Genomic DNA, 11,897 nt, shown 5'->3' on the forward strand with positions numbered 1-11,897 from the left:
GTCACCCGCCCAAGGGACGCAGCAGGGAACGCGAAATGATGTGGCGCTGAATTTCGCTGGTGCCTTCCCAGATCCGCTCGATACGCGCATCCCGCCAGATCCGCTCCAGCGGAAGTTCGGACATCACGCCCATGCCGCCATGGATCTGAATCGCCTCATCGGCGATGTAGGCCAGCGCTTCGGTCGCCGAGAGCTTCGACATGGCGGCATCCATATCGGTCATGGATCCGTTGTCGTACTTCCAGGCCGCTTCATAGGTCAGAAGCTCCGCGGCCTTTAGCTTGGTCTGCATGTCGGCCAGCTTGAACGAGACCCCCTGGAACTTGGAGATCTTCTGACCGAACTGCTCCCGGTTCGCGGCCCAATCGAGGGAAAGCTCCATCGCCCGGTCGCAGCGTCCCAGGCACAGGGAGGCAACCTGCAGTCGGGTCGCCCCCAGCCAGTCATTGGCCACATCGAAACCCTTGTCGACCTCGCCAAGCACCGCGGTTTCCGGCACGCGGCAATCGTCGAATTCCAGTATGAAATTGTGATATCCACGGTGGGAAACGTTGCTGTATCCCGGGCGAACGGTCAGGCCGGGCGTATCCTTGTCGACCAGGAAGGTGGTGATCTTCTTGCGCTTGCCGCGCGGGCTGTCTTCCTCGCCGGTCGCCGCCATCAGGATGATGAAATCCGCCCAATCGACGTGACTGATGAAGTGCTTCACCCCATTGATGACAAAGTCGCTGCCGTCCCGTTTCGCGAAGGTCTTCATGCCGCGCACATCCGATCCGGCGCCCGGCTCGGTCATCGCGAAGCAATCGACGCGCTCTCCCCTGCAGGCCGGATACAGATACTGTTCTCGCTGATCGCCGACACAGGCCTGAAGCACATTCGACGGCCGATAGACGATATAGTTCAGTGCCATGCTGGCCCGGCCCAGCGCACGGTCCAGCATGCACATGGAAAGGGTATCCAGACCGCCGCCGCCGACTTCTTCGGGCATGTTCGCGGCGTATAGACCCAGTTCGATCGACTTGCGCTTGATCGCCTCGCCCAGTTCCGGGCTGACCTTGTCGGCCTTCTCGACCTCCTCCTCGTACGGATAGAGCTCTTCCTCAACGAAGCGGAGCGCCGTTTCGACGATCAGTTTCTGCTCTTCGGTAATGCTGAAATCCATCTCTGCCGCCTTATGCGTTCTTTTCCCGCAGGCGCAGCAGCACTTCGCCGGCGCCTTCACGGTATTTCGACAATGCTTCCATGATCTCGATCAGGCAGTCGTCGCGCAGTTGTTCCATTTCCTGGATCGTCGTACCCGCCAGTTGCTCCTCGGTTCCCTGGACGACCGTGTCGATCAGCTCGTCCGTCAGCTCCGGCGCTTCCAGCTTGGTCCAGGGCAGTTTCAGGGCCGGGCCGAACTGCTCCATGAAATGGCGCATGCCCTGATCGCCCCCGGCCAGCGCAAAGGTTCGGTTGACCCCCATGAAGGCCCAGCGAAGCCCCGGCCCGTATACGATGACATCGTCCATTTCCTTGGTGGTCGCATGCCCCTCGGCCAGCATATGCAGGTTTTCGCGCCAAAGCGCTTCCTGCAGTCGGTCCGACAGGAATCCCTCGACCTCGGTTCTGCACTGGACCGCATACATCCCGATCTTCTCGTAGAAGGCCCCGGCGCGCTCCCGCGCATCCTGCGATGTCTTTTTGCCGCCGACGATCTCGACGAGCGGCAACAGATAGACGGGATTGAACGGATGGCCGACCAGCACCCGCTCCGGATGCCGGCATTCCGCCTGGAAATCGCTGGGCAGCAGACCCGAGGTGGAGGAGCAGATCAGTACCTCCGGGGCGGCCGCCGCGTCGATCTGGGCATGAATTCGGATCTTCAGATCCAGACGCTCCGGGACGGATTCCTGAACAAGGTCCGATGCGGCCGCAACCTCCTCGATGGACGAAGCCATGCGCAGTCGGTCCTGGGATGCTTCCGGGTGCAGCCCGACACGGGTCAGCGCCGGCCAGGCGTTGGCAACCTTGCCACGCAGGATCGCCTCGCCATTGGGCGCCGGGTCATAGGCGACGACGTCCAGGCCGTTCGCCAAACAGCGCGCCGCCCAGCCACCACCGATCACCCCGCCGCCGACAAGGCCGACAGTCTTCACTTCCGACATTCTGCGGTGCTCCTCAGACCAGCTTCTTCAGCGAGAATTTCTGACGTGCTTCCTCAGGCGTGCAGACCTTCGCCCCCATCAGTTCAATGATGGTGCGGGCCCGTTCCACAAGCTGGGCGTTCGTCGCGAAAACACCACGATCGAGATACAGGTTATCTTCCAGCCCGACGCGGACATTGCCGCCCAACAGGACGGCCTGCGCGACCATCGGCATCTGCATCCGGCTGATCCCGAAACCCGACCAGTTTGCGTTGGCCGGCATCATGTCCACCATGGCCTTCATTGCGGTCGTGTTGGCCTCTGCGCCATAGGGGATGCCCAGACAAAGCTGGAACAACGGCGGATCGTCGAGCAAACCTTCGGCATGGAGCTGCTTGGCGAGCCACAGATGGCCGGTGTCAAAGACCTCAACCTCCGGCTTTATGCCGATGTCCTTCATGCCCTGGGCCAATGCGCGCAGCATCGGCGGCGTATTGGTCATGACGTAGTTGCCGTTGCCGAAGTTCATCGACCCGCAATCCAGCGTGCAGATTTCCGGCAGGCATTCCCGGACGTGATCGAGGCGCTCCGACCAGGGCGCCATGTCGGTCTCCGCCTGGTTGATCGCCATCGGGTCCTCTGGCGGGCCCAGCGTCAGGTCGCCGCCCATACCCGCGGTCAGGTTCAGCACCACGTCGACGCCGCTGTCGCGGACACGGTCGCAGACTTCCTTGAACTTCCTGGGATCCCGGCAGGGCGTGCCATCGTCTTCGCGGACATGGATATGGACGATCGCCGCACCGGCCTTGGCCGCTTCAACGGCGCTGTCGGCGATCTGAGCCGGCGTCTTGGGCAGGTCCGGATGTTTGTCCTGGGTCGCGCCCGATCCGGTTACCGCACAGGTGATGACGACGTCTGAATTCATTGCTGGAAATCCTCCCGCTCTTGCGTTTTGCCGGATGGTAATTGCCGCCACCCCTCACGCTTTCCATTTTCCGACTTGAGCATGATGGAATCCGTCTTTATTGCTGGAGCATGTTCCACCGCCCCGCCACCTCGAACACGGAGCGCATCGGCTTTCTGCTGCTCCCCGGGTTCTCCATGCTGGCCTTTTCGGCCATGATCGATCCATTGCGCATGGCGAACTGGCTGTCCGGCAAGCCACTCTATGAATGGGTCCTGTTGTCGCGCGATGGCGCCTCCGTTCGCGCCGCCAACGGGATCAGTGTCTCCGTGGATCATTCCCTTGGATCGGCACAGCGGTTGCCGACGCTTGTCGTTGCGGCAAGCTACGATCACGAGGAACTGGCTACACCGGATGTTCTGGCGGTCCTGCGCCGCTGGTCCAGCTTCGGATCGGCCCTTGGCGCGCTGGACAACGGGACCTTCGTGCTGGCCAGTGCAGGCCTTCTGGACGGATACCGCGCGACCGCCCATTGGGAGATGCTGGAAGGCTATATCGAAAGCTTCCCACGCGTTGCCTTCACCCAGGATCTGTTCGTCGTAGACAGGGACCGGTTCACTGCGGCCGGCGGGACAGCGGGCCTGGATATGATGCTGAGCCTGCTGCGCATGCGCCAGGGCGAAGAACTGGCAAACAAGGCCGCGGACGAATTCGTCTATTCCCGTATCAGGGAAGGCGGTGATTCACAGCGCCTGAAACTGCGGGAGCGCCTGCGCGGCATCAATCCCAGGCTGATCCGGGCCGTCGAGGCGATGGAAGGCAATCTGGAGGACAGCGTCCGGATCGAAACCTTTGCAGAAGCAGCCGGCGTTTCGCCGCGAGAGCTGGAACGGCAATTCAAGAAGTGGTTGAAGACGACGCCGGGCGCCTACTATCGGGGCCTGCGCCTGGATCGCGCCCGGCAATTGCTGCGCCAGACCGACCTGACGATCATTGATATCGCCTTCCGCTGCGGCTTTGGCTCGGCCGCCCATTTCACGCGCAGCTACTCCAGTCGGTTCGGCCAGCCGCCGAGCGCCGAACGCAGGCCCAAACCGTAGCCGTCAGTCCTTTTCCCAGCCCGCGGCACTCTATAAGCTGCGCCGCGCCCGCCCAGCAATGAAGTGAACCGATCCATGCGCGATATCCCGTTTCAACCCGTCATTCTGTCCGGTGGCTCCGGTACAAGGCTTTGGCCCCTCTCCCGCAAGACCTATCCAAAGCAGCTCCTTTCGCTGATTGGTGAGGGGTCGCTGCTGCAACAGGCGGTACAACGCCTTTCCGGGACGCAGGACGCTGCCGCACCGATCATCATTGCCAATGACGACCACCGGTTTCTGGTGCGTCAGCAACTGGAAGAGATCGGCGTGTCGCCAACGGCGCTGATTCTGGAACCAGTCGGTCGGAACACCGCGCCTGCGGTCGCACTCGCCTGTCATGCGGCAATGCGGAACGGGCACGATCCTGTGGTCGGCATATTTGCATCGGACCATCGAATTGAAGATGAGGCCGCCTTTACAGAATCCTTGCGAAAGGCGGTTGCCGCGGCGGAAGCCGGCTGGATCGTCACCTTTTCCATCGAGCCGACACATCCGGAAACCGGTTATGGTTACATCCGGCAAGGCACCCCGATTGCGGAGCTGGACGGTGTGGCGACCGTCGGGGCCTTCGTCGAAAAGCCGGATGTCGCGACCGCGCAGGCTTATCTGGACGAGGGCGGGTACGGCTGGAACAGCGGCATGTTCGTGTTCCGCGCATCGGTGATGCTGGCGGAACTGCGCAAATTCGCGCCAAAGGCGGAGGCTGCGGCTTGCCGCGCCCTTGACTCCGCCCAGCAGGATATCGGTTTCACACGGCTGGACGCCGACTTGTTTGGGACGGCACCATCGGTGTCCATCGATGTCGCCGTGATGGAGCGGACGGACCGGGCAGCCACCGTCACCGCCGATATGGGTTGGAGTGATCTTGGTTCCTGGGGCGCGCTTTATGACTCCGCGGGCCACGACCCCGATGGAAATGCCAGCACCGGACGGGTCGCCATACGGGATACCAGCGGCAGCTATCTGCGCTCCGAGGACGGCCGCCTGCTTGCGGCAATCGGGCTCGAGAACATGGTCGTGGTATCGACGTCCGATGCGGTTCTTGTCGCGCCGAAAGATCGCGCGGCAGAAGTGAAGGACGTTGTCGCCGCCCTGTCGAAGGACCGTGTTGCCGAAGCCGACCATCACCGTCGTGTCGCGCGTCCGTGGGGCACCTATGAGGATATCGACAAGGAGGACGGTTTCCGGGTCAAGCGCATCATCGTGCGCCCTGGAGGTTGCCTGTCTCTGCAGCGGCACCGTCATCGCTCGGAGCACTGGGTCGTGGTCCGCGGTACGGCCCATGTCACCATCGACGGCGAAGAGCAGGTCCTGACCCGCAACATGAGCACCTATGTTTCGGTCGGCACCACACATCGTCTGGAAAACAGGGGGCCGGACCCCCTGCACATGATCGAGGTACAGGTCGGCGACTATGTCGAGGAAGACGACATCGAGCGTCTGGAGGATGTCTACGGCCGCTGACGCGGCCGCGCCGAGCGGCATCGGTTTGAACAATATCGGACCTCGTCCCAAACCGCGCGCCACTTCTTCCGCCATGCGAAGGGTCGGCCACAGGTCGCACAAACCTTTTTCGGCAGATCGGATTTACTTGTCTGTTTCATCCGTTCTCCGGCCCGCTTGAAGCGGACGGCATGGCTTCTATTTGCAATTCAATGCAAGATACGACGGCAAATGAAGACCGGACCAACGACCTGGGCACATGGTTGCCGGAAACCTCCGAAGCCGTCGTGGTCGGGGCCACCGGCGGGATCGGGGCTGCCCTTACGACCCGACTGGTAAGCCATCCGGCGATCTCGACGGTTCATGCACTCTCGCGAAGCGGGCGCTGCAAAGTCAACGATGGCAAGGTCCGCCCAGCGGCGGTCGACATCACCGACGAGGCGTCAATCCAACGGGTCGCCGCGGCAATCAACGCACCGCGCATTGTCCTGATTGCCAGCGGCATACTGCATGACGCCACCCATCGTCCGGAAAAGTCCTGGCGGGAAATGGATCTCGACTGGCTCGAAAAGACGATGCGGATCAATGCGTTTGGACCCGCGCTTGTTGCCAAGCATTTGCTGCCAAAGTTGCCTCGGCAGGGAAAGTCGGTCTTTGCCGCAATTTCCGCCCGGGTCGGTAGCATAGAGGATAACCGCTTGGGCGGCTGGTATGGCTATCGCGCGTCCAAGGCGGCGCTCAACATGTTCATCCGATCGTGCTCGATCGAGCTTGCCAGAACCCATCCCGAAGCCTGCATCCTCGGTCTGCATCCCGGCACGGTCGATACCGCACTGTCCCACCCCTTTCAGCGTGGCGTGCCGGCGCACAAACTGTTCACAGCGGATTTCAGCGCCGGGTGCTTGCTGTCGGTCATCGATGGGGCGGATGCGGACGACACTGGACACGTATTTGCCTGGGACGGTCAGGCAATCCCCTTCTGACCTTCAGCCCCAGTGAGTTGTCCCACCACAAACACTGACCGACTGGGCCGTGATCATCGCCCCGCGATCGGAGGCCAGGTAAACGGCCATATCGGCAATCGCGTCCGGCGGCACAATCTCACCCAGTAGCGAGTGCGCCTTCATCTCGGCGGTCGCCTGATCGACGTCGCCCTGTCCCTCCCGCTCGTATTGCTGCCGCGCGCGACCGGCCATCGGCGTTTCGACCCAGCCTGGCGCGATGCAGTTCACACGGATTTTGTGTGGCGCCATTTCCACCGCAAGGCAGCGCATCAGACCGCGCACCGCGTGCTTTGAGGCGTTATAGGCGGAATAGGTCGCCGCCGCGTCCTTGTCGCTGGTCGAACTGATGAACAGGATCGCCCCACCGGTTCCCTGCGCCGTCATGGCCGGGATGCAGGCCTGGCTGAGGACAAAGGTGGATTTTGTATTGATCGCAAAAGAGCGATCCCACATGTCCTCCGTGGTCTCTCCGATCGGCGCGGTCTCGAAGATGCCGGCATTGTTGATCAGAACATCCAGTCCCCCCAATGCATCGATGGCAGAGGCGGCCATGGCACGAATGGCGGCGGTATCGGACAGATCTGCGTAAACCGGTATGGCGCGCTGTCCCAGTTCAGAGGCGACCTCCGCCGCCGTCTGGCTTTTCCGGGCGTGAACGGCAACGCGCCCGCCCTCCCGCAGGAATGCCGCAGCAATCGACTTGCCGATCCCCCCGTTGGTACCGGTGACCAGGACCCGTTTGCCCGTGAGATTCATATCCATGCCCATCTCCATCGCTTGCCGTGGCGGCATGGAAACCGAATTGCCATTTGCCGACAAGTCTCATCCTTGAGTTCCGGGGACTTCTCGGAATGAAGCAGGTATCCGTGTCGGAATCGCGGGAGTTCTCTGAGTTTCCCTCAACGTTTGTACTCCCGGATCGAATACAAGTTGTTTGAAGACGCGAACTCATGACAGGAATGCGTCGGGGAGTACAAGTCGAGGTGGTGAGAAGTCATGGTCAACGGAACTGACGGATTTTCAAATCCGGGTCGAACGCAACCGTCACGGCGCGGGCTCCTGAAGTTCGGACTGGCGGCGGGAATGCTGCCCCTGCTTCCGGCAGAGATGCAGGCTACACCTGCCCCCAAGCGCGGCGGACACTTCGTTGTGGCCCTGGGTCACGGCAACACGGCCGATACCCTGAACCCTGCTACCTGGGAAAACCAGTTCACCAATTGCCTCTCGAATGCTTTGCATGGCCGCCTTACGGAAATCGCGGCAAACGGCGATCTGATCGGTGAGGTCGCGTCGGGCTGGGCTCCATCGGACGGCGCCCGGACATGGCGTTTCGATCTGCGCAAAGGCATCCTTTTTCACAACGGACGACCGGTCCAGGCGGAAGACGTGGCCGCCTCCCTCAACTATCACCGAGATCCCGCTGTCGCGTCGGCCGCGCAGCCCCTGCTTGCCGATATCACCGATCTGGAGTTCGACGCCGACGGGATCACGATCCGCCTGCAGAACGGAAACGCGGATTTCCCCTACCTGCTTGCGGACGGGCATCTGGTCATCCTGCCCGCCAGCGAGGGCCGGATCGACTGGACGACCGGGATCGGATGCGGATCCTACCGACTGGACGCATTCGACCCGGGCGTGGTTGCCAGACTGTCCCGGCATGAGGGCTACTGGGATTCCACACGCGCCCATTTCGACAGCGCCGAGATTCGTGCCGCCCTTGATCCGGCGACACGGCAGGCGGCCCTCTTCACCGGCGAAGTCCATGCCATTGACCGGGTACCGCTGGATACCGTTGAACTGGTGCGGAAAACGCCCGGGATCGACGTCATGGAAGTCACCGGCACCCAGCATTTCACCCTGCCGATGCAGTGCAACGTTGCCCCCTTCGACAATCCCGATGTGCGGATGGCCGTCAAATGCGCACTGGATCGGCGGGACTTGCTGGCACGCGTTCTGCGCGGCCATGGCGCGGTTGGAAACGATTCCCCGATTACCCCGGCAAACCGGTACTTCAACCATGAAATGCCGATGACGGAGTATGATCCTGACCGTGCCCGACATCTTCTGCGAAAGGCCGGTTACGACCGGCTTTCCCTGACACTGTCGGTCGCCGATGCGGCCTTCGCCGGGGCCGTCGATGCGGCGCAATTGTATCGCGAGAATGCCGCGCCGGCCGGTATCGAGATCTCCGTCGACCATGTTCCGTCCGACGGCTACTGGACCAATGTCTGGCGCAAGCGCGCCTGGTGCGCAAGTTACTGGGGCGGCCGTACGACCGAGGATTCCATGTTCTCGGAAGTTTATCAGACTGGCGCGCCCTGGAACGAGTCGAACTGGTCCAACGAACGCTTCGACGCCCTGTTGCTTCAGGCCCGCGCCGAGACCGACGTTTCGACCCGCCGGACGCTGTATTTCGAGATGCAGGACATCGTCCGCCGCGACGGAGGGTCGGTCATCCCGCTTTATGCCAATTACGTCTATGCCCGCCGTTCCGAGATCGGCGTTCCCGACGCGATCGGGTCCAACTGGACGCTGGACGGCAGTCGCTGCATTGAGCGCTGGTGGTTCGCCTGACCCGGTCCGTTTGAGCCGAACCGGGTCAGCGCGTGGCGTTACTCCGCCGCGCGAATGCGCGCCAGGGCGTCCGCCAGTTTCTCACGCTGCGCCTTTTCCTCCGCCAAACGGTCGCGGTTCTCCTGGACCACTTCCTCCGGCGCATTGGCGACGAACTTCTCGTTGCCCAGCTTCTTCTCGGTCTTGGCGATCTCGGAATCGGCCTTTGCGATGGCCTTTTCGAGGCGCTGACGTTCAGCCGCGAGGTCGATGACACCGGCCAGCGGAATCCCGATCGTGGCTTCATCCACGATCAACTGAATGGCCCCTTCCGGCATGGAATCGACATGCGACACGGAATCGACACGGGCCAGGCGTTCGATCAGGGCGCCGTGGCTGGCAAGCCAGCCCCTCGCTTCCTCACGCATCCCCTGGATCGCCAGAGCGACCTTGGTTCCCGGCGGCACGTTCATCTCCGACCGGGCGGAGCGGATTTCGGAGATCAGGCGGACAACCCACCCCATTTCCTTCTCCGCGGCTGGATCGACCAGGTCGGATGCGCCGAGCAACGGCCAGGCGGAATCGCACAAGGGATCGGCGCCTTCGCCCTTCAGATTGTCCCAGAGCTCCGAGGTAATGAACGGCGCGACCGGGTGCATCAGACGCAGTATCTGTTCCTGCACGTAGGCCGCCGTCTTTCGCGTTTCTTCGGCCACGGCGGCATCGTCGCCGGCGAAGAGCGGCTTCGCGAACTCAATGTACCAGTCGCAGAACGTTCCCCAGACGAAGGAATAGACCGCACCGGCCGCTTCATTGAAGCGATATCCTTCAATGGCTGCCGTCACGGCATCGCGTGTCTTGCCCAATTCGCCCAGGATCCAGCGATTCAGCGTATGTGACGCGGCCTTCGGGTCATATGCCGGATCCAGTGCGCAATCGTTCGCCTCACAGAACCGGGCCGCATTCCACAGCTTGGTCATGAAGTTGCGATACCCCTCGACCCGCTGAGACGACAGTTTGATGTCGCGACCGGCCGCCGCCAGGGCGATCAGGGTGAAGCGCAGACTGTCCGCACCGTATTCGTCGATCAGTTCCAGGGGATCGATGATATTGCCCTTGGACTTCGACATCTTCTGGCCCTTCTCGTCCCGGACCAGAGCATGAACATAGACCGTGTGGAACGGCTCCGTCTTCATGAAATGCAGCGTCATCATCATCATTCGGGCAACCCAGAAGAAGATGATATCAAAGCCCGTGACCAGCACATCTGTCGGGTGGAAGCGCTGCAGTTCCGGCGTCTGTTCCGGCCAGCCGAGGGTCGAGAAGGTCCACAGCGCTGACGAGAACCAGGTGTCCAGAACGTCGGGGTCGCGGGTCAGTTCGACACTCTCCCCATAATGGGCATTTGCCTCGGCCTGAGCCTCTTCCTCCGACATGGCGACGAAGACCTTGCCATCCGGCCCGTACCAGGCCGGAATGCGATGCCCCCACCACAACTGCCGCGAGATGCACCACGGTTGGATGTTGCGCATCCATTCGTAATAGGTCTTCGTCCAGTTTTCCGGGACGAACTTGGTACGGCCCTGTTCGACGGACTCGATGGCCGGTTTCGCCAGGGTCTTGGCGTCGACATACCATTGATCGGTCAGATACGGCTCGATCGGCACACCGCCGCGATCACCGTAGGGAATGGTGTGCTGCAGGTCTTCGATCTTCTCCAGCAGCCCCAACGCGTCGAGGTCTTCGACGATCTGCTTGCGCGCCACAAAACGGTCCATGCCCCGATATTTCTCGGGCACATTGTCGTTCAGCGTCGCCTGCGGGGTCAGGATGTTGATCATCTCCAACCCCTGACGCTTGCCGACTTCGAAGTCGTTGAAGTCATGCGCCGGCGTCATCTTCACCGCCCCGGATCCCTGTTCTGGATCGGCGTATTCGTCGGCGACGATCGGAATGCGACGACCGACCAAGGGCAGAACACAATGCTTGCCGATCAGGTGCTTGTAACGCTCGTCCTCGGGGTGGACCGCCACGCCGGTATCGCCCAGCATGGTCTCTGGGCGGGTCGTACCGACGGTCAGGAAAACTCCATCCTCGCCTTCCACCGGATAGCGGAAGAACCACATATTCCCCTTGGTTTCGACCTGCTGGACTTCCAGATCGGAAATCGCCGTCTCCAGGGCCGGGTCCCAGTTCACCAGGCGCTGATCCTTATAGATCAGCCCGTCCTTGTATAGGTCGACGAAGACTTTCAGGACGGCGGCGCTAAGCCCCTCGTCCATTGTAAACCGCTCGCGGCGCCAGTCGCAGGATGCGCCCAGGCGGCGCAACTGGCGGGAAATCGTACCGCCACTTTCGGCCTTCCATTCCCAGACCTTATCGATGAAGGCGTCCCGGCCCATTTCGCGGCGTGACTGATTGCCTTCCTTGGCCAGTTTCCGCTCGACAACCATCTGGGTCGCGATGCCGGCGTGATCCATGCCGGGCTGCCAAAGGGCGTCCTTGCCGATCATGCGGTTGTAACGGATCAGGACGTCCTGAATCGTGTTGTTCAGGGCGTGCCCCATGTGAAGGCTGCCGGTTACATTGGGCGGCGGGATAACAATGGTGAAAGGATCGGCGTCCGGACGCCGTCCACATTCGAAATGACCGCCTTCTTCCCAGCGCTGATAATGCGCGCCCTCGACCGCGTCGGGCCGGTAGGTCTTGTCCAGCATCGAACACCTTC

At 61.9% G+C, this 11,897-nt stretch carries 10 protein-coding genes; 4 read left to right on the forward strand and 6 right to left on the reverse strand.

Annotated features, from left to right (window positions below; genetic code table 11):
* Position 1: 1 nt before the first annotated feature.
* Genes R8L07_19760 through R8L07_19770 form a run of 3 tightly spaced genes read right to left on the reverse strand, consistent with a single transcriptional unit; the run spans position 2 to position 3,051 of the window.
* Positions 2-1,162 (reverse strand): acyl-CoA dehydrogenase family protein, encoded by a 1,161-nt coding sequence (locus tag R8L07_19760; protein MDW3207777.1) that lies wholly within the window; start codon positions 1,160-1,162, stop codon positions 2-4.
* Positions 1,163-1,172: 10 nt separating this feature from the next.
* Positions 1,173-2,147 carry an L-carnitine dehydrogenase gene (locus tag R8L07_19765; GenBank protein MDW3207778.1) on the reverse strand — a complete coding sequence of 325 codons (975 nt, stop codon included), beginning with the start codon at positions 2,145-2,147 and terminating at the stop codon, positions 1,173-1,175.
* A 13-nt stretch (positions 2,148-2,160) separates the two neighbouring features.
* Positions 2,161-3,051 carry a 3-keto-5-aminohexanoate cleavage protein gene (locus R8L07_19770; GenBank protein ID MDW3207779.1) on the reverse strand — a complete coding sequence of 297 codons (891 nt, stop codon included), beginning with the start codon at positions 3,049-3,051 and terminating at the stop codon, positions 2,161-2,163.
* A 110-nt stretch (positions 3,052-3,161) separates the two neighbouring features.
* On the opposite strand from R8L07_19770, the gene R8L07_19775 reads away from it, so the two are divergent.
* Together R8L07_19775 and R8L07_19780 are read left to right on the forward strand one after the other, a co-directional pair.
* Positions 3,162-4,130: a GlxA family transcriptional regulator gene (locus tag R8L07_19775; protein MDW3207780.1), complete on the forward strand. Its 969-nt coding sequence runs from the start codon at positions 3,162-3,164 to the stop codon at positions 4,128-4,130.
* A gap of 75 nt (positions 4,131-4,205) precedes the next feature.
* A complete protein-coding gene (locus R8L07_19780) occupies positions 4,206-5,633 on the forward strand; it encodes a mannose-1-phosphate guanylyltransferase/mannose-6-phosphate isomerase (protein MDW3207781.1) in 1,428 nt (475 codons plus the stop codon).
* Here the strand turns inward: R8L07_19780 and R8L07_19785 are convergent.
* Complete coding sequence (locus tag R8L07_19785; GenBank protein ID MDW3207782.1) at positions 5,621-5,773, reverse strand: DUF2256 domain-containing protein; 153 nt, start codon at positions 5,771-5,773, stop codon at positions 5,621-5,623. The genes R8L07_19780 and R8L07_19785 overlap by 13 nt on opposite strands.
* 51 nt (positions 5,774-5,824) lie before the next feature.
* On the opposite strand from R8L07_19785, the gene R8L07_19790 reads away from it, so the two are divergent.
* Positions 5,825-6,595 carry an SDR family NAD(P)-dependent oxidoreductase gene (locus R8L07_19790; protein MDW3207783.1) on the forward strand — a complete coding sequence of 257 codons (771 nt, stop codon included), beginning with the start codon at positions 5,825-5,827 and terminating at the stop codon, positions 6,593-6,595.
* 3 nt (positions 6,596-6,598) lie between these two features.
* On the opposite strand, the gene R8L07_19795 is transcribed toward R8L07_19790, so the two are convergent.
* Positions 6,599-7,378, reverse strand: a complete 780-nt coding sequence (locus tag R8L07_19795) for an SDR family oxidoreductase (protein ID MDW3207784.1) — start codon at positions 7,376-7,378, stop codon at positions 6,599-6,601.
* Positions 7,379-7,699: 321 nt separating this feature from the next.
* On the opposite strand from R8L07_19795, the gene R8L07_19800 reads away from it, so the two are divergent.
* Positions 7,700-9,190 (forward strand): ABC transporter substrate-binding protein, encoded by a 1,491-nt coding sequence (locus tag R8L07_19800; protein MDW3207785.1) that lies wholly within the window; start codon positions 7,700-7,702, stop codon positions 9,188-9,190.
* A 38-nt stretch (positions 9,191-9,228) separates the two neighbouring features.
* Here the strand turns inward: R8L07_19800 and R8L07_19805 are convergent, their stop codons facing one another.
* Positions 9,229-11,886, reverse strand: coding sequence for a valine--tRNA ligase (locus R8L07_19805; protein ID MDW3207786.1), 2,658 nt, complete (start codon positions 11,884-11,886; stop codon positions 9,229-9,231).
* Positions 11,887-11,897 lie beyond the last annotated feature (11 nt).

Source organism: Alphaproteobacteria bacterium (assembly GCA_033344895.1).
GTDB lineage: Bacteria > Pseudomonadota > Alphaproteobacteria > UBA8366 > Aestuariispiraceae > Pacificispira.

Excerpts from the sequence above, each read along its gene's own strand:
- R8L07_19760 (MDW3207777.1), bottom strand. The coding sequence starts at position 1,162 with ATGGATTTCAGCATTACCGAAGAGCAGAAACTGATCGTCGAAACGGCG.
- R8L07_19795 (MDW3207784.1), bottom strand. The coding sequence starts at position 7,378 with ATGGATATGAATCTCACGGGCAAACGGGTCCTGGTCACCGGTACCAAC.
- R8L07_19800 (MDW3207785.1), top strand. The coding sequence starts at position 7,700 with ATGCTGCCCCTGCTTCCGGCAGAGATGCAGGCTACACCTGCCCCCAAG.
- R8L07_19805 (MDW3207786.1), bottom strand. The coding sequence starts at position 11,886 with ATGCTGGACAAGACCTACCGGCCCGACGCGGTCGAGGGCGCGCATTAT.
- R8L07_19780 (MDW3207781.1), top strand. The coding sequence starts at position 4,206 with ATGCGCGATATCCCGTTTCAACCCGTCATTCTGTCCGGTGGCTCCGGT.
- R8L07_19785 (MDW3207782.1), bottom strand. The coding sequence starts at position 5,773 with ATGAAACAGACAAGTAAATCCGATCTGCCGAAAAAGGTTTGTGCGACC.
- R8L07_19790 (MDW3207783.1), top strand. The coding sequence starts at position 5,825 with ATGCAAGATACGACGGCAAATGAAGACCGGACCAACGACCTGGGCACA.
- R8L07_19765 (MDW3207778.1), bottom strand. The coding sequence starts at position 2,147 with ATGTCGGAAGTGAAGACTGTCGGCCTTGTCGGCGGCGGGGTGATCGGT.
- R8L07_19775 (MDW3207780.1), top strand. The coding sequence starts at position 3,162 with ATGTTCCACCGCCCCGCCACCTCGAACACGGAGCGCATCGGCTTTCTG.
- R8L07_19770 (MDW3207779.1), bottom strand. The coding sequence starts at position 3,051 with ATGAATTCAGACGTCGTCATCACCTGTGCGGTAACCGGATCGGGCGCG.